Raw genomic sequence first — 16166 nt, 5'->3', positions numbered from 1 at the left:
AAAAGGGCCGTTAGTGGTAAGTGGGCCTCAGTGATCGCCGGGTGCGGGCTGGTCGTTGTCACGCACTCGGGTGGGGTGCAGACCGCCGGCGGCGGGGTCGATCCTCTCTGCGTTGATGCGGGCGGAGAAGGTCCGGTAGCCCCAGATCGTGTAGAAGAGCACGAGCGGCAGGAACACCACGGCTACCACCGTCATGATCAGCAGCGTGGTATCGGCGGAGGCCGCCTGTACGATCGTGAGTGAGTAGGCGGGGTCGATCGACGAACGCATCACGTCGGGCGCCATGGCGGTGAAGATGAAGACGGCCACGCCGGCGATGGCGACGAAGTGCAGGCCGAAGGCCAGGCCCTGCCTGCCGCGGAAGGAGCTGATCAAGGATCCCGTGAGTGCCCCGGCGGCAACCCCCAGTGGTAGCCAGGCCCAGACGGTGGCCGAGTAGCCGGCCGCCCACACTCCCCAGACGGCGGCGACGAGAGTGGAGACCACCCCGCAGCGGCGGGCCAGGGCGGCCGCGCGGGCGGACAGGTCGCCGGTCGTCTTCAGGGCGGTGAACAGGGCCCCGTGGGTGAGGAACAGCAGGCAGGTGGCGGCCCCGCCCAGCAGCGTGAATGGCGTGAGCAGGCTGAAGAAGCCGCCGGTGATCTGGTGCGAGGCCCCGGCAATCAGTGTGTCGGTGGGCACCTCGTCGGCCGGAACGACCCCGCCGCTGGCGGTATCGACCACCTCGATCGGCATGCCCTGCACCAGGTTCGCGAAGGCGGCGCCCCATAGGATCGAGGGCAGCCAGGCGGCCACGGTGTGCGCCCAGTCCCAGCGGTCGCGCCAGGACTGGTCGTTGATCCGGCCGCGCCACTCGATGGCGCACACGCGCACGATCAGGCACAGCAGGATGACGAACAGCACCAGGTAGGCACCGGAGAAGAGTGTGCCGTACCACTCGGGGAAGGCCGCGAAGGTGGCGCCGCCGGCGGTCAGCAGCCAGACTTCGTTGCCGTCCCAGTGGGGGCCGATGGTACGCACCATGGCGCGGCGCTCGCGCTCATCGCGACCGAGGATCCTCAACAGCATGCCGACTCCGAAGTCGAATCCCTCCAGCGTCAGATAACCGACCCAGAGGATCGTGATGAGGATGAACCAGAGGACTGACAGTGTCATGGCGGGCTCCAGGCTTGTCGGGGCGGACGGCTGTGTGATCAGCGTGATGCGGGCAACGTGCGTATGGATGGGACGGACTCCGAACCGGGCCCGTATCAGTACTGGAAGGACAGCAGGGACTCGGCCCTGTCGTCGGAATGGTCCGGGGTCGTCTCGTCGAGGTTCCGCGCCGGGTCGAGCTGCGTGTGCACGCCCTCGCGTACGTAGCGGCGCAGCAGCAGGAACCAGACGACTCCGAGTGCCGCGTACAGGAGCGTGAAACCGATCAGTGAGACCAGCACGGTGCCGGATGTGACTGTGGGGGATACGCCGTCGGCGGTGAGCATGTACACCTGGGAGACGGGATCGGCGAGGTTGGGGACCACCACCCATGGCTGTCGGCCCATCTCGGTCATGATCCAGCCGAATGTTGCGGCGACGAAGGGCAGCCACATGCTCCACAGTGCGATCCTGCCCAGTAGCGGGGAGTCGACCAGGCGGCCCCGACGCGTGAGCCACAGGGCGGCGGCGCCAATGGCGATGGCAAGCGTGCCCAGACCGATCATGAGCCGGAAGGACCAGAAAGTGACCATCTCGTTGGGGGTGTAGTCCACGCCGTCGCCGTAACGCTCGGCGTACATCGCCTGGGCGTCGTTCAGTCCCATGACCTCGGCGTGCGGATCATTGGTGGCCATGAAGGAGTACACGTAGGGGATGGTGACCAGGTGGGTGGCGGTGCCGTCGGTGCAACTGCCGAAGGCGGCCACGGTGAAACCAGCACCGGACTCGGTCTCGCACAGCATCTCGGCGGCCGCCATCTTGGCCGGCTGCTCCGCGGCCACGAGCTGTCCCTGCATGTGGCCCGAGCCCAGGGTGACGGCGCCGGCCACGAGCATGGTGACCGCGCCGAAGCGGGTCAGGCGACGCCACAGCGCGCGGGCCTCGAAGTCCTGATCCGCGCGGGCCGCCTTGACCATCCACCAGGCGGACACCCCGAGGATGAGGGTACCCGCAACCAGGAAGGCGGAGGAGACCACGTGCGCCACGGTGACCCACAGGATCTCGTTGCCGAGCACCTCAAAGAACCCGACGATGCCGTCCAGTTCGGCCCGACCGGTGTTCGGGTTGACGACGGCGCCAACCGGGTGCTGCATCCAGGAGTTGGCGGCGAGAATGAAGAAGGCGGACAGGTTCGTGCCCAGGGCAACCATCCAGATGCAAAGGTTGTGCAGCACGGGGGACAGACGGTCCCGACCGAAGATCCACAGGCCCAGGAAGGTGGACTCCATGAAGAAGGCCAGCAGTGCCTCGAAGGCCAGTGGTGCTCCGAAGATGTTGCCGACGAACCGGGAGTACTCCGACCAGTTCATGCCGAACTGGAACTCCTGGACGATGCCGGTGGCCACGCCCAGGGCGAAGTTGATCAGCAGGATGTTGCCGAAGAACCTCGAGGCCGTCCGCCACTGCTCACTGCCGGTGCGCAGGTGGAGAGTCTCCATCAGTGCCACCAGTGGGGACAGGCCGATCGTCAGCGGCACCAGGATGAAGTGATAGACGGTGGTAATGCCGAACTGCCATCGAGCCGCGTCGAGGGAGTCGAGCGCCATCGGTGCCAGGCTCATCTGCGCCGCCTTTCGCGAAGAAGCACGAGAAATATAAGTATATCCTTGGTGGAAACCCTGAGGAGATAAGTTCAGTATAGGGGCTGCCTGACGGGTAGTCGTGAAAGATGCATGACTCGTTATCAGGTTCGTTCGGCTTGGAGTGAAGGGGAGGGTGAGTGCGGCGGCCGCGGGGCTGTCCGCCGTGGCCGAGATAACGGGGCGCCGAGGCCATGTGCTGCTTGGCGGACGTCCTGCCTGTGCGATAATGCCCAGCGGCATCGGTTGCCTCGTACCGGTAACCGGTGTCCGAACCTCGGCCGAGACCGCCCGGAAGACTTGCGCCGCTCAGAGCGCCGCCGCACTTCCGTGAGTGCGAGTTCCGCCGCAGTCCGGCGCCGCAAGGCGCACACGTAGGCTTTTGGCTCCCCACCGGGGAGCATGACCGCGCCTGGCTCCGCGGGTACGGCGGGGTCGGGGCGCCCGAAAGTGCAGATACACCCATGTCTTCCTCGTCATCGCGTTCAACCGACTCGTCCTCGCGGGACGCCGAGGAAACCAATGAGACGAGTTCGCCCAAGCGCTCCACGCGGCGGCACCGCCGGGTCACGACCGCGTCAACCGCACCTCTCTTAGAGCAGACTCCTCCTGATGGCGTAGACGACGCCGCGGAAGTGCAACTCGCGGCTCAAACGCCGACCGATCCGGACGCCGACGACGTTACTCCGGTCCCGGCGGATGAACCGCCCGTCACAGACGCCGAGAGCGCCGATGCGGACGAGTTCGCCGAGGACGCGCCGGAGGAGCATGACGATGCTCCGCAGACAGATGCCTCCCCGATCACCCCGGCGGAAGAGCGCCCAGAGCCGGAGGAGCGGCAGTTGCCGGCCGCCTCACTGCTGTTCCAGGCGCCCGACCCGGCGCTCGCCCGGCGTCGGCGCCGCAAGGTAAAAGTCGCCGCCACCGCCCCCGCCCAGGCCGAGCCGGCCAGATCCGGCACCAACACCGCCCCACAGCGGGACACGGTCTCAGAAGAGCGTGCCGATGCTACCGTGGACCAAGGCTCCGACACCTCGGTCGAAGGGGCGCAGGCGCGGCCGGGCGTGGCCCGCCGCCGGCGCCGTCGGGCCACTGCCGCCACCACGGCCCCCGCCCACGTGGAGGAGGCCGCGCCCTCCGGGCGTCGCGGCCGCCTCGCCCCCGACGACTCTGGAGACGTCGAGGCTTCCGCCGACGTCGAGGGTGGCGCCGAGGACATCGCCATAGCCGAGGGGGACGAAGACACCAAAGAAACTGGCGCCGGTCGACGTAAGCGTCGCCGCGGTGGACGCGGACGGCGTGCCCGCTCCCGTTCCGAGGCGGCCGAGGAGAACCCCGAGGAGTCCGGCGAGGTCGCGGATACTACTGCCGACGCGCAGGGTGATGTGGACTCCGAGCAGGCGCCCGTCCCGGCCCCGGAGGGGAGTGTCGGTTCGCGTCGTCGTAGGCGTCGCTCCCGCAGCCGCTCCGATGCGTCCCGTGACGAGATCACTGCGCTCAAGGGTTCCACTCGGCTGGAGGCCAAGCGGCAGCGGCGCCGTGAGGGACGCGCCGCCGGTCGCCGTCGTCCCATCATCACCGAGGCCGAATTCCTCGCCCGCCGCGAGAGCGTCGACCGGCAGATGGTGGTACGCGAACAGGACGGGCTGAACCAGATCGCCGTTCTGGAGGACGGGTTGCTGGTGGAGCATTACGTGGCCCGGCACACCCAGACATCGTTGGTCGGCAATGTGTATGTCGGCCGCGTACAGAACGTGCTGCCTTCGATGGAGGCGGCCTTCGTGGACATCGGCAAGGGCCGCAACGCCGTGCTGTACGCGGGCGAGGTCAACTGGGACGCGGCCGGTATGGAGGGTAAGCCGCGCCGCATCGAGGATGCGCTGAAGGCGGGCGACACCGTCCTGGTGCAGGTCACCAAAGACCCGATCGGCCATAAGGGTGCCCGCCTGACCAGCCAGATCACTCTGGCCGGCCGCTACCTGGTGCTGGTGCCCGGCGGCACCATGACCGGCATCTCCCGCAAGCTTCCCGATACCGAGCGCAACCGCCTGAAGAAGATCCTCAAACGGATCGTCCCAGACGACGCCGGAGTGATCGTGCGCACTGCCGCCGAGGGCGCCGGAGAGCAGCAACTCGCCGACGACGTCAAACGACTCGTGACCCAGTGGGAGGCCATCGATAAGAAGTCCTCCCAGGTGCTCAGGGGCTCCGGGAAGGCGCCCGTGCTGCTTAAGGAGGAGCCCGAGTTGGCCGTGCGTGTGGTGCGTGACGTCTTCAACGAGGACTTCCGTAAGCTCATCGTTCAGGGGCCCGACGCCTGGAAAACCATCTCCACCTACGTAGGTGACCTCAGCCCCGAGCTGACTGACCGGCTGGAGCACTGGGTCGACAAAGAGGACGTGTTTACGGCGCACCGCATTGACGAGCAGCTCGCCAAGGGCTTCGACCGGAAGGTGTGGCTGCCCAGCGGCGGCACACTCGTCATCGACCGCACCGAGGCGATGACCGTCATCGACGTCAACACCGGACGTTTCACCGGCGGGGCGGAAGGCACTCTGGAGGAGACGATTACCCGCAACAACCTCGAGGCCGCGGAGGAGATTGTCCGCCAGCTGCGATTGCGCGACATCGGGGGCATGGTGGTGATCGACTTCGTGGACATGGTGCTGGAGTCCAACCGGGACCTGGTGCTGCGCCGCCTGGTGGAGTGCCTGGGGCGTGACCGCACCCGGCATCAGGTCACGGAGGTCACCTCGTTGGGCCTGGTGCAGATGACCCGCAAACGCGTCGGCCAGGGGCTGGTGGAGGCCTTCTCCACGCCCTGCGAGTGCTGCGGGGGGCGCGGATTCATCGTGCATGACACCCCGGTGGAGAACCAGGCGGTCGACATGTCCGTCTCCGCGAGTCGCGGCGCGGGCTCCGGGCGGGGGCGGCGCGGCCGGGAGGACGCCGGCGCCCCGGCCAAGTCCTCCTCGAAGGGGAGCGGCAAATCCGGCAAGTCCTCCGGTCGCGGCAAGTCCTCCAGTCGGTCCGAGGCTCCGGGACAGGATGAGGCCACTCGATCGGTGGTCCGTGGTGCTCTCGCCCAGATCGCGGCGGCCTCCGAACATGCCCATGAGCACGCCCATGAGCGCGCTCAGAAGGACAAGGAGGCGGCAGCCGCTCCGCAGTCATCCTGAGCGGCGGGGACATATGCGGGCGCAGGGGTGCGGAAGAACACAGGTCCTGCGGACGTCTGCGGGTTGGTGTCGCCCGCCGGATCGCATAAAGTAGTCCGGCGGTGCGTTCCGCACCATTGCCAAGGTAGTTGCCCGTGAGCGGTGGAGCAGTGCTCCCGGGAGCGGGTGGCTAGAAGAAACGACAGAGATGAGCAGTCAAGTGGTCTACGCGATCGTCAAGGCCGGCGGCCGTCAGGAGAAGGTCTCCGTCGGTGACGTCGTGGTTGTCGACAGGCTTGCCGGCGAGGTCGGCGACGAGGTCTCCCTCGCCCCCGTAATGCTGGTGGATGGAGACAAGGTGACCGCTTCCGCCGCGGACTTGGCCGACACCACCGTCAAGGCTGAGATCGTCGGGGATGAGAAGGGCCCCAAGATCAACATCCTGAAGTTCAAGAACAAGACGGGTTACCGCAAGCGCCAGGGGCACCGCGCCAAGCTCACCGCCATCAAGGTCACCGCGATCGGCTGAGTGGGCGCACCGCCCGCAGTATCCCAAAGGCACCAGCGAAACAGAAAGAAGCCCCGACATGGCACACAAGAAGGGTCTTGGTTCCTCCCGCAACGGCCGCGACTCCAACGCCCAGCGCCTCGGCGTCAAGCGCTTCGGCGGCCAGTTCGTAAAGGCCGGCGAGATCATCGTCCGCCAGCGCGGCACCCACTTCCACCCCGGTAACAACGTCGGTCGCGGCAAGGACGACACCCTGTTCGCCCTGACCGCCGGCAATGTGGACTTCGGTACTCGTCGCGACCGCAGGGTCGTCAACGTCGTCGCCTCCGAAGGCTGACGCAGCCTCCAAACACCATGACGGCATCCGCGAGGGCGGGCGGCTTCGGCCGTCCGCCCTCGCGCCGTGCCGGCCCCGGGGACAACGTCCCACCCAGCCCGAGGAGACGCCCATGCCCAGCTTCATCGATCGCGTAGTACTGCATGTCGCCGGCGGCGACGGCGGCCACGGCTGCACCTCGATCCACCGGGAGAAGTACCCGCCGCTGGCCGGCGCCGCCGGCGGCGACGGCGGCCACGGCGGCGACGTCGTCCTGGCAGCCGATCCGCGGGTGACCACCCTGCTGAGCTACCATCGCTCACCCCACCGCAGGGCCGCCTCCGGCACCCCCGGTCAGGGCGGTTGGCGTCGTGGAGCCGATGGCGAGGACCTGGTGCTGCCGGTGCCGCTGGGCACCGTCGTCAAGGACCCAGACGGAGCCGTCCTGGCGGACCTGACCCAAGCCGGCGAGCGCGTCGTCGTCGCTGCGGGCGGAAGCGGCGGCCGCGGCAACTTCTCCCTGGCCTCCCCCAAGCGCAAGGCCCCCGGCTTCCACCTGCTGGGCGAGCCCGGGCAGGCGGGTGATGTCACCCTGGAACTGAAGACAATCGCCGACGTGGCTCTGGTCGGCTATCCCAGCGCCGGCAAGTCATCCCTGATTGCCGCCATGAGTGCTGCCCGCCCCAAGATCGCGGACTACCCCTTCACCACGCTCACCCCGAATCTGGGTGTGGTGGAGGCCGGCGAGGTCCGCTACACCATGGCGGACGTGCCCGGACTGATCCCGGGGGCCAGTCAGGGCCGGGGGCTGGGGCTGGAGTTCCTGCGCCATATCGAGCGTTGCGCGGTGGTGGTGCACGTGCTGGACTGCGCCACGCTGGAACCGGGGCGCGACCCGGTCAGTGACTTCGACACCATTGAGGCGGAGCTGGCCGACTATGCCGAGCGGCTTGGAGCGGACGAGGCGGATCCGGCACTTACCGGGCTGCCCCCGCTGATGGAGCGTCCGCGCGTGGCGGTGCTGGGCAAGGTCGATGTTCCCGAGGCCGCCGAGCTGGCCGAACTGGTTGAGGCGGACCTTAAGGTGCGCGGTCTGCCCACGTTCACGGTGTCCGCGGTCTCTCATGAGGGTCTGAACGGCCTGTCCTTCGCCTTGGCTGAACTGGTTGCACGGGCCCGTGCGCAGGCACCCGCCGCGGCCGGGCAGGCCCGTCCCGTGATCCGCCCGGAGCCCGTAGGCCGCCGGGGTGGGCGGGCGGACGTCACCGTGGAGGTCATCCAACATCCGGCCGAGGGTACGGTTTACCAGGTACGCGGAGACAAGCCCGAGCGGTGGGTGCGACAGACCGACTTCTCCAACGATGAGGCCGTTGGCTACTTGGCCGACCGGCTGGCCGCCGGCGGGGTCGAGGATGAACTGGCCCGAGCCGGTGCCCACGCAGGCGATACCGTCCTGATCGGCGCCGTCGAGGGCGGCATCATCTTCACCTGGGAGCCGGCCATGACCACCGGTGCCGAGCTGCTCGGCGCGCGTGGTACCGACGCCCGTCTGGAGGATCGTCATCGTCGTACCAACGCCGAGCGGCGCGCGCAATATCACGACTGGATGGATGCCAAGGAGGCGGCCCGCCGGCAGCTGCGCGACGAGGCCGCCGAGGGCCTGTGGACAGACGCCTCCGACGGCGTGTGGGAGGAGGAGTCGTGAAAGCCGGCCGCCTGAGCCCCACGGACACCACCCGTATGCCTGAGGTCGGGGCCGAGACGCGGCCGGTGGCGCTGCCTGAAGGTGCACGCGTCGTCCTCAAGGTCGGCTCCTCCTCGCTGACCCGCCCCGACGGTGGACTGGACCTGAATCGCATCGACATTCTGGCCGGCCTGCTGGCCGGCATGCGGCGGCGGGGGCACGACGTGGTCCTGGTCTCCTCCGGGGCGGTGGCGGCCGGCCTGGTCCCGCTCGGACTGGAGTCTCGACCCGGCGAGTTGCGCCTACTGCAGGCGGCGGCATCCGTGGGTCAGGGGCACCTGGTCTCCCGCTGGCAGACGGCGCTGAGCGCCTACGGGGTGGTGACGGCGCAGGTGCTGCTGACAGCGCAGGACGTGGCGGTGCGCAGCCACTACCGGACTGTGCGCGCTACCTTCGACGCCCTGCTTTCCATGGGGGCGGTGCCGGTGGTCAACGAGAACGACGCGGTGGCCACCGCCGAGTTCAACCTGGGGGACAACGATCATCTGGCGGCCCTGGTGTCGCACTTGGTGACCGCCGACGTGCTGATCCTGTTCACGGATGTGGACGGCATGTGGACCGCCCGTCCGGGTACCCCCGGCGCCCGCCCCGTGCGCTATGTGGGCGGCAGTGGTGAGTTGGCGGGGGTGCGGGTGGATGGTGATGCCGGCGCCCTGGGGACCGGCGGCATGGCCACCAAGGTGCAGGCGGCCACCATCTCCTGCGCCTCCGGCACTGCCACGATCATCGCCAATGCCGACGACGCGCCCCGGCTGCTCGGGGGACGATCCATCCCGACCGACCTGGGGACGTGGTTCGCCCCCACCGGGCCGCACCGCCCCAGTCGGCGCCTGTGGATGGCGCACGCCTCGATGCCCGAGGGGCGCCTGCTCGTGGACGCCGGGGCGGCCCGGGCCGTCACCGTGGGCAAGAAGTCTCTGCTGCTGCCCGGCGTAGTCGGGGTGGACGGGGACTTCGAGTCCGGTGCCGTAGTGGAGATCGTGGGGCCGCAGCGGGTACTGGCACGCGGTATCTGCCGCTATGCGGCCGCCGAGATTGAGGAGGTGCTCGACGCCCGGAGACGCCGTGCGCCTGCCCCGGGCGACCACGTGGCCCCGGTGGTGCACCGCGACGACCTGGCCGAGCTGCCCCGCACTGCCGGCGCATGATCTTCCGGTTTGGTCGGCCGTCGCACTGAGGCCACCAGTAGGCCATGCTCGATACGTCGGTGCCAGATCGGTGAGCGGCCTGCGAACGCCGACGTCGTCGCCCCGGGACGCCGCCGCGCCATGGTCTGCGCGCCGGCACCCATCCCGGGGGCGCATTCACCATCTGGACCGGCACGCGTCCGGGACTCACTCGGCAGCCAGACCGGCCCGCACCTGGTGAGGCCTGGCAAGAGGGCCGCGATGTCGATTCACGACCTCGGGGTACGACTCACGACCACCCCGGGGTCGTAAACCACACCCCAAGGTCGTTAACCGGCTCTTCCGATTTGGGGTGTGACGGCGGGCGTTGGAGGGGTGATCTCGGGATGGGGGCTTGTCTGGGTGGCCTGTCGTTGACGCGAAGTGGTGTGGGTGGTGGCCCGAAGTGTCCAAATTGATGACAAACGCCGCTCAAGCCGCTGTCCGTGCGGCGCGAAACGTTGCTATTCCAACGATTCACGAACCGGTTCCGGGACGCTGACGGGGCGTTTGTCATCGATTTGGACACTTGCGCCCCCGGGAAGGCCGCCCGGGTGCACACCACCCACCAGCACCCAACCCACCAGGTAGACACCGCCCAACACCGGCACACCCTCAATCCGGAAGAGCCCGTTAACCAGCAATTCACACCTAAAGACGGCGCCGACCCACGGACCTCAACGGCGATGCGCAGGCCGCCCGCGGTATGGCTGGCCCGCCGAACACAACTTCACACTCCCCAAACCCTCCACAGTCGGCAGGGCTTCGCGCCAAGCAGAACAACCTCGGGGCGTCCAGAATGCACCACCAGCCACACCCCAAGCACGTAGAGCCCCTTTACTTCACTGCCGCGATGCCGTAGGCGCTCTGATCAGTCAGCGCGAAGCCCAGTTTTCGCCCCAGGCCCCAGTAGATCGGCGAGCGGAAGCACAACCAGAACGCGGCTACGAGCCAGGCGACGGCGATCGCCCAGTCGTAGCACTCGAACAACGTCGGGTCGAAGATCCGTGTGAAGTAGATGATCGTGATTGGGGTAAGGCCCAGCACCGCCGTAACTATGCCGGGGTTATAGACAGTGCGCAGTCTTACATTGAACACCACGAGGTGCATGATGATCTCGGCAATGTTGAAGAGCATGGCCGCCAGTACGAGCGGACGCGGGCCGGGGAGGATTATTGGCGTAATATAGACTAGTAGCAGGAAGCCCCAGTTGCCGTACATAGAGCTGAGGTTGTTGCAATCCCATTTGGATGAGTCCATCTCCTCACTGCCCATGAGCACCTTAATGCCCATCAGGGGAAAGCCGCCGGGGAATCCAAACTCCTCAAAAAAATGCAAAAGCAGCACCATCGCCGACGCCAGCTGCAGTTTCAACAGCAAGTCGCCCGGCAGGAGGATGGCTGCGAGTGCCACACCTCCCGCCAGGAACACTGATACGTAGTGCCAGTAGTTCACGATCGCCTTGCCCATGGCGTCACCTTCCACTTGAGGATTTGTCCGTTGGTGCCGTTATACGGCGCCCAGCGACGCACCTCAATGGACAGAATGATCAGATGGTACAATATTGAACTGTCGGTCTAGAACTGTCTAGCTGGGAGCGCCGTGAACGAGGAAGATCTGCGCGTGGTGAAGACGCGCGAGAACATTGAGAATACGTTCATGCGACTTCTGGAGGGGAAGGACTTCTCGCAGATGACTGTGACCGAGATCATTCGCGAGTGTCGTATATCGAAGGGTACGTTCTACTATCACTACCGCGACAAATTCGATCTGGCGGAGAGGCTGCTGCAACGGCAGTTCGAGGCATACGGGGCTGTGGTAGACGAAAGTGAGGCCGCCATAGAGGCCGGTGAGGCGGAAGTTGGGCGCCTGGTGGCGGCCCTCATGCAGATGGTCGCTGTTTTCGGTCGTCTGAGTTCCATCCGCACGCCCGAGCTGGACTCGAGAAAAGAACTCACGCGCTTCCTTCAGCGCAAGTTCGTGGCCTACATTGATCAGCGCCCCGAACTCGGAATTCGGGACCCTGAACAGGTCGCCGTGTTCCTGGCCGCCATCGTTGTCGCCGAGGTTGAGATGATCGACGCAGGCAGAGCCGAGCCCAGCCCCACTTTCTTCAGGACGCTGCATGATCTGGCCAGGCTCATCGAGACGCTACCGCACTCTTCAGTGCAGCTGTGATGGTCGCTGCAGGAGTAGGAAGTCCTCTCAACCGTGCTGCCTCTGGTTCGGGTAGGACCGGAGTTGAGATGGGCGGCGAGTTCGTTGTGCGGTGCCATGGCGACATCCCAGCTAGATGCCGCCGTCTTCGTTAACGATGCCGAAGCCCTGGTCGCCGCCACTGCCGGCTCCGCCCGTCGGGCTCAGCGCGTACTGGCGGGGGTCAATCGTGAGCGCAAGGATGCTGCGCTGCTGGCCATGGCGTTGCATCCGCACCGGGGCGGTTTGGGGACCTTGTGGGCTGTCAGCGTGGAGACCTCGCCAGGAGTTCGTTCCGCAAGGCTGCCAGCCGGGTGACCGAACGGGCCAGGCTGGGGCTGCGGACGCAAGCCTGTTTCACGTCCCAATGCCTACTCGCGAACTCGTTTATCCGTTGGACGTACAGGGGGCCAGTAGTGCCGTCGGGACGGACCATATCGCCCCGGATGGAACGGGGCGAGTGCCGTTGGCACAACACCAGCAGTTCCCGCTTGGCGTGCGGAAGGTCGTCCGGTGCCTGCGGCAGCCTGATCATGGGAACCTTGAAATATGCGGAGAACCCCCGCACATCCGCCAGGAGCCAGGCCTCTGTCATGGTACAGGCGAGGCGGAGTTCGAAACCGTCGCCGTGGCTCCTGGACCCCACCAGTTGCTCGCGCAGATGGACAGGACATTTGCCATCGGAGTCGCGAAAGACGATCCACGGATTGTGGATGGTGGTTCGTGCCAATCCGGGGATCAACTTGTCCAGGTTCGCCGCCCCTCGTTTGACCAGGCAGCGGGCACGTGACAGCCCCACGTGGGCAAGCAGGGCGTTAGCCATGCCGACGTCGGATTCACCCTCGACAGCTACCGATACCGGCGCAGTGGTGGTCATCAGCGGTTCCTGGTGGTTTTGGCGGCCTTGAGCAGCCCCCCAAGATCGTCAGGCGCGATGAGCCCATCAATGACCTCGGACTTGGTCAGTCCCAAGTCGAGGTTGGCCAGCGCATCTGGAAGTGAGGACAGCAGGGTGGCCTGCGATCCGTCCCGCGTTACGGTCAGAACCAGCACCTCGTCCGGGCTTATCCCCTCATCGTTGAGGAGTTCGGGCGCGTGGGTGGACAGCAGGATCTGCAAATCCGAGGAACGCCGTACTTGAGCGAGCAACGTGGGCAGCAGTCTTACGATGGCGCTGTTCAAGGACAGCTCGGGCTCCTCCAGCAGAAGTACCCCCGGATTGGCCGGGGCCTTGACAATGGACCACAGCAGGCCGATGAGGCGGAGCGTACCGTCGGAGAAGTCGGCCTCGTTCTGCCGCGACGGCGTCGAGCGCCAGTTCCTGTAACCGGCGATCAGATGCGGCTTCCCCGCTGCGTCGGTCTCGATGGTCAGGGACTCGAATCCCGGAACCGCGGCGCGTAGTGCCTCCTGCATGCGTCGCAGCCATGCGCTGCGGGTGATCGCCGGTGTTCCATTCATCTGTGCGATGAAGTCCGAGCCGTATGGGTCGTTCTGCGTAGGCGCCAACCGGGCCGGATCTCGAATGATCTGTGGAACCAGATGGAAGTACTGGACCCGCTGTAGGTGGGTGGCGATGCCGCGGAAGGCATGATTCGCGGAGATCTGCTCCAGGTGTGTCTGCGTGAGCCGTTCGGGATCTTTACGATCCTGAACGTCCGGGCGAGACAGGATGCATTTGCCGTCCTTCTCGACCCGCTCGTCATCCACTATCGGCCGGTTGTGCCCGCCCGCTTCGCCGCGTACCGCCAGTCGGTACTTCCAGGTCGTGTCCTTGTCTTGCAGGGTGACGTTGACAATGAGTCGCCCTTTGGCATGGTTGCGGGCGTACAGGCTCCGAACCTTGCTCAGTCCGCCGCGGCGCTCGATGGCTGCTGCCAGCCCGCCGCCCGGACTGGCGACGTCGGACAGGAAACGGAAGATGTCCAGCAGGTTGGACTTGCCTGACGCGTTCGGCCCCACTACGAACAGGCGATCGCCGATGTCGAACTCGACGGTCTTGAAGTTCCTCCAGTTACTCGCCGCGAGGTGAGTGATTCTCATGAGCTACCACCGTCCGATGCTGCCAGTCACCTAATCGTAGATGATCGAATCCATTCGGTTGGGGGCTCTTCGCGTTTGGGTGTGTGGCCGGTGGTGGGTTCTGGTCGGGCCGAGGGCAGCCCACGTGTCGTTGTTCCGTTGCACATCCAGGGGCCCTCGGCGGTATCGGCGGATGGTGGGAGGCGCACACCTACCGGCCCGGCCCGAGGGCGACTAGAGTCGGTATTATGACGACCTCCCAACCAGATGCCGCCGTCTCCGTTAACGATGCCGAAGCCCTGGTCGCCGCCACTGCCGGCGCCGCCCGTCGGGCTCAGCGTGTTCTGGCGGGTGTCAATCGTGAGCGCAAGGATGCTGCGCTGCTGGCCATGGCGGACGCGCTAGTCGCCCGCAGCGAGCCGGTTCTCGCCGCTAATGCCCGGGATCTGGCGCGCGCCCGGGAGGTCGGTATGAAGCCCGGGCTCGTGGACCGCCTCGCCCTGAACGCCGAGCGCATCGCCGCCATTGCCGACGCCCTGCGTGAGATCGCCGCCCTGCCCGACCCGGTTGGTGAGGTGGTAGACGGTCAAACCCTGCCCAATGGTCTGCGGGTACGGCGCGTGCGCGTCCCTCTGGGCGTGGTCGGCATGATCTACGAGGCCCGTCCCAACGTCACCGTGGATGTTGCCGCCCTGACCCTCAAGTCCGGGAACGCGGTAGTTCTGCGCGGGGGCAGTGCGGCCGCAGACACCAATGCGGCCATTATCACCGTGCTGCGCGACGCCCTGGAGGAAGCGGGCCTGCCCCCCGATCTGGTGACGACCGTCGATCCGGCGGGCCGCGCAGGCGCCACTGCCCTCATGCAGGCACGTGGCCTGATCGATGTGCTCGTGCCCCGTGGTGGTGCGGGCCTGATCCGTGCGGTCGTCGAGGAGTCGAGCGTGCCCGTGATCGAGACCGGCTCGGGCAACTGCCACGTATACGTTGACGCTGCTGCCGACCTGACCGGAGCCGTCGACATCATCGTCAACGCCAAGACTCAGCGGGTGGGGGTGTGCAATGCCGCCGAGACGCTGCTCGTACACCGCGCGGTCGCCTCCACCTATCTGCCCGCTGCTGCGGACGCGTTGTGGGAGTGCGGCGTGACCCTGCATGCCGACACCTCCGCGCACGCCCAGCTGGAGGAGCATGCTGCCGCACGGGGGTACGGCGACCTACTCGTAGACGCCACCGAGGCGGATTGGGAGACGGAATACGGTAGCCTGGACCTGGCCGTGCGCGTGGTCGACGCCATCGACGACGCCATTGCTCATATCGCCGCATACTCAACCGGACACACCGAGGCGATCCTGACGCAGGACGTGAAAGCCATGAACCAGTTCGTCGGCCGGGTCGACTCCGCCGCCGTCATGGTCAACGCATCCACCCGCTTCACTGACGGCGGGCAGTTGGGGCTGGGTGCCGAGCTCGGTATCTCCACCCAGAAGCTGCACGCCCGCGGCCCCATGGGGCTGGCGGCGCTGACCACTACCAAGTGGGTCGTCGAGGGGGAGGGGCACATACGCCCCTGACTCGGAGGCCCGTCCCGGCGCTCTCCGGCGCCGGGGTAACCCACCAGGAGGTATAGCCATGAACCCTGACCGAGGCAGACCGCTGGCAGTACTAGTCGCGGCTGCGGCCACCGTCCTGCTCGTTTGCGTCGCGATCCTGATTCTGCGCCGTCCCGACGGCCTCGATGACGAACCCGGCATTGCCATGACTTCGGCTGCAACCGCGACTGTGCAGGCCGGCCGCAGCGCAGGGCCCCTGATGACGCCCTCCGCGTCACCCTCCGCCTCGCCCGCGCCGCAATCCAATGGCGGTGCCACCACCGGTGAAGCTGCCGTCTCAGTACCCGAGGTGGTGCAGCAAGCACCGCCGCAGGATGTATCGCCTCAGGGCGGCTACGGGTCGGGTTACGGCGGCAACACGAGCAATAACGGTGCTGGCACCACTAACAGTGGCGGCACCGGGGTCGACTACGACGACGATTATGACGACAAGGACGATGACAGGGACGACGATGACGATGACGATGACGACAACTGACCGGTAGACGACGAGTGGGCGCCCCTGTATCCCGCTCTTCCGGTTTGTGGGTGTGGTGATTGCGACGTGGTGGCTTAGGCCCGGGCTGCGGTGTGGGGGTTGTGTTCGGGGGCGGATGAGGTCGATGTCGGTCCGGCGGGGTCGTGTTCGGTGGGTGCTGGTTTGCCGAGAACGTCCTTGTGCGCCCCAAACCC

General features: G+C 66.7%; 13 protein-coding genes. 8 read left to right on the top strand and 5 right to left on the bottom strand.

Going from position 1 to position 16166, the window contains the following annotated elements:
* Nucleotides 1-27 precede the first annotated feature (27 nt).
* Together cydB and Q4A20_RS02585 are read right to left on the bottom strand one after the other, a co-directional pair.
* On the bottom strand, nt 28-1155 hold the full coding sequence (cydB, locus tag Q4A20_RS02590) for a cytochrome d ubiquinol oxidase subunit II (RefSeq protein ID WP_303119931.1): 1128 nt from the start codon (nt 1153-1155) through the stop codon (nt 28-30).
* Nucleotides 1156-1250: 95 nt separating this feature from the next.
* Nucleotides 1251-2756, bottom strand: a complete 1506-nt coding sequence (locus Q4A20_RS02585; RefSeq protein WP_303119928.1) for a cytochrome ubiquinol oxidase subunit I — start codon at nt 2754-2756, stop codon at nt 1251-1253.
* Between the two features lie 482 nt (nt 2757-3238).
* Between Q4A20_RS02585 and Q4A20_RS02580 the strand changes: the two genes are divergently transcribed.
* The 5 genes from Q4A20_RS02580 to proB all read left to right on the top strand — a co-directional run bounded on the left by Q4A20_RS02580 (nt 3239) and on the right by proB (nt 9648).
* Nucleotides 3239-5953: an Rne/Rng family ribonuclease gene (locus tag Q4A20_RS02580; RefSeq protein WP_303119926.1), complete on the top strand. Its 2715-nt coding sequence runs from the start codon at nt 3239-3241 to the stop codon at nt 5951-5953.
* Nucleotides 5954-6140: 187 nt separating this feature from the next.
* Nucleotides 6141-6461, top strand: a complete 321-nt coding sequence (rplU, locus tag Q4A20_RS02575; RefSeq protein WP_303119923.1) for a 50S ribosomal protein L21 — start codon at nt 6141-6143, stop codon at nt 6459-6461.
* A 58-nt stretch (nt 6462-6519) separates the two neighbouring features.
* Nucleotides 6520-6777, top strand: coding sequence for a 50S ribosomal protein L27 (gene rpmA, locus Q4A20_RS02570; RefSeq protein ID WP_303119920.1), 258 nt, complete (start codon nt 6520-6522; stop codon nt 6775-6777).
* A gap of 112 nt (nt 6778-6889) precedes the next feature.
* Complete coding sequence (gene obgE, locus Q4A20_RS02565; RefSeq protein ID WP_303119917.1) at nt 6890-8461, top strand: GTPase ObgE; 1572 nt, start codon at nt 6890-6892, stop codon at nt 8459-8461.
* A gap of 35 nt (nt 8462-8496) precedes the next feature.
* Nucleotides 8497-9648: a glutamate 5-kinase gene (proB, locus tag Q4A20_RS02560; RefSeq protein WP_303120023.1), complete on the top strand. Its 1152-nt coding sequence runs from the start codon at nt 8497-8499 to the stop codon at nt 9646-9648.
* 855 nt (nt 9649-10503) lie between these two features.
* Here the strand turns inward: proB and Q4A20_RS02555 are convergent.
* Nucleotides 10504-11136, bottom strand: a complete 633-nt coding sequence (locus tag Q4A20_RS02555; RefSeq protein ID WP_303119915.1) for an HXXEE domain-containing protein — start codon at nt 11134-11136, stop codon at nt 10504-10506.
* A 132-nt stretch (nt 11137-11268) separates the two neighbouring features.
* Between Q4A20_RS02555 and Q4A20_RS02550 the strand changes: the two genes are divergently transcribed.
* Entirely contained in the window at nt 11269-11844 is a 576-nt protein-coding gene (locus Q4A20_RS02550; protein ID WP_303119912.1) for a TetR/AcrR family transcriptional regulator, read from the top strand.
* Nucleotides 11845-12127: 283 nt separating this feature from the next.
* Here Q4A20_RS02550 and Q4A20_RS02545 read toward each other — a convergent pair whose 3' ends face one another.
* Both Q4A20_RS02545 and Q4A20_RS02540 read right to left on the bottom strand, forming a co-directional pair.
* The gene (locus tag Q4A20_RS02545) at nt 12128-12739 is read right to left on the bottom strand and encodes a hypothetical protein (RefSeq protein WP_303119910.1); all 612 of its coding nucleotides are present in this window, start codon (nt 12737-12739) and stop codon (nt 12128-12130) included.
* A complete protein-coding gene (locus Q4A20_RS02540; RefSeq protein ID WP_303119908.1) occupies nt 12739-13905 on the bottom strand; it encodes an AAA family ATPase in 1167 nt (388 codons plus the stop codon). The genes Q4A20_RS02545 and Q4A20_RS02540 overlap by 1 nt, the downstream gene beginning before the upstream one ends.
* 227 nt (nt 13906-14132) lie before the next feature.
* Here Q4A20_RS02540 and Q4A20_RS02535 point away from each other — a divergent pair, with 227 nt between their 5' ends.
* Entirely contained in the window at nt 14133-15455 is a 1323-nt protein-coding gene (locus Q4A20_RS02535; protein WP_303119906.1) for a glutamate-5-semialdehyde dehydrogenase, read from the top strand.
* Nucleotides 15456-15513: 58 nt separating this feature from the next.
* A complete protein-coding gene (locus Q4A20_RS02530; RefSeq protein ID WP_303119903.1) occupies nt 15514-15972 on the top strand; it encodes a hypothetical protein in 459 nt (152 codons plus the stop codon).
* The last annotated feature ends 194 nt before the right edge of the window (nt 15973-16166 follow it).

The organism is Actinomyces sp., assembly GCF_030530635.1.
In the GTDB taxonomy this organism is placed as follows: domain Bacteria; phylum Actinomycetota; class Actinomycetes; order Actinomycetales; family Actinomycetaceae; genus Actinomyces.
The sequence above is the reverse complement of the archived record's forward strand: the minus strand, read 5'-3'. Positions and strand labels throughout refer to the sequence as shown.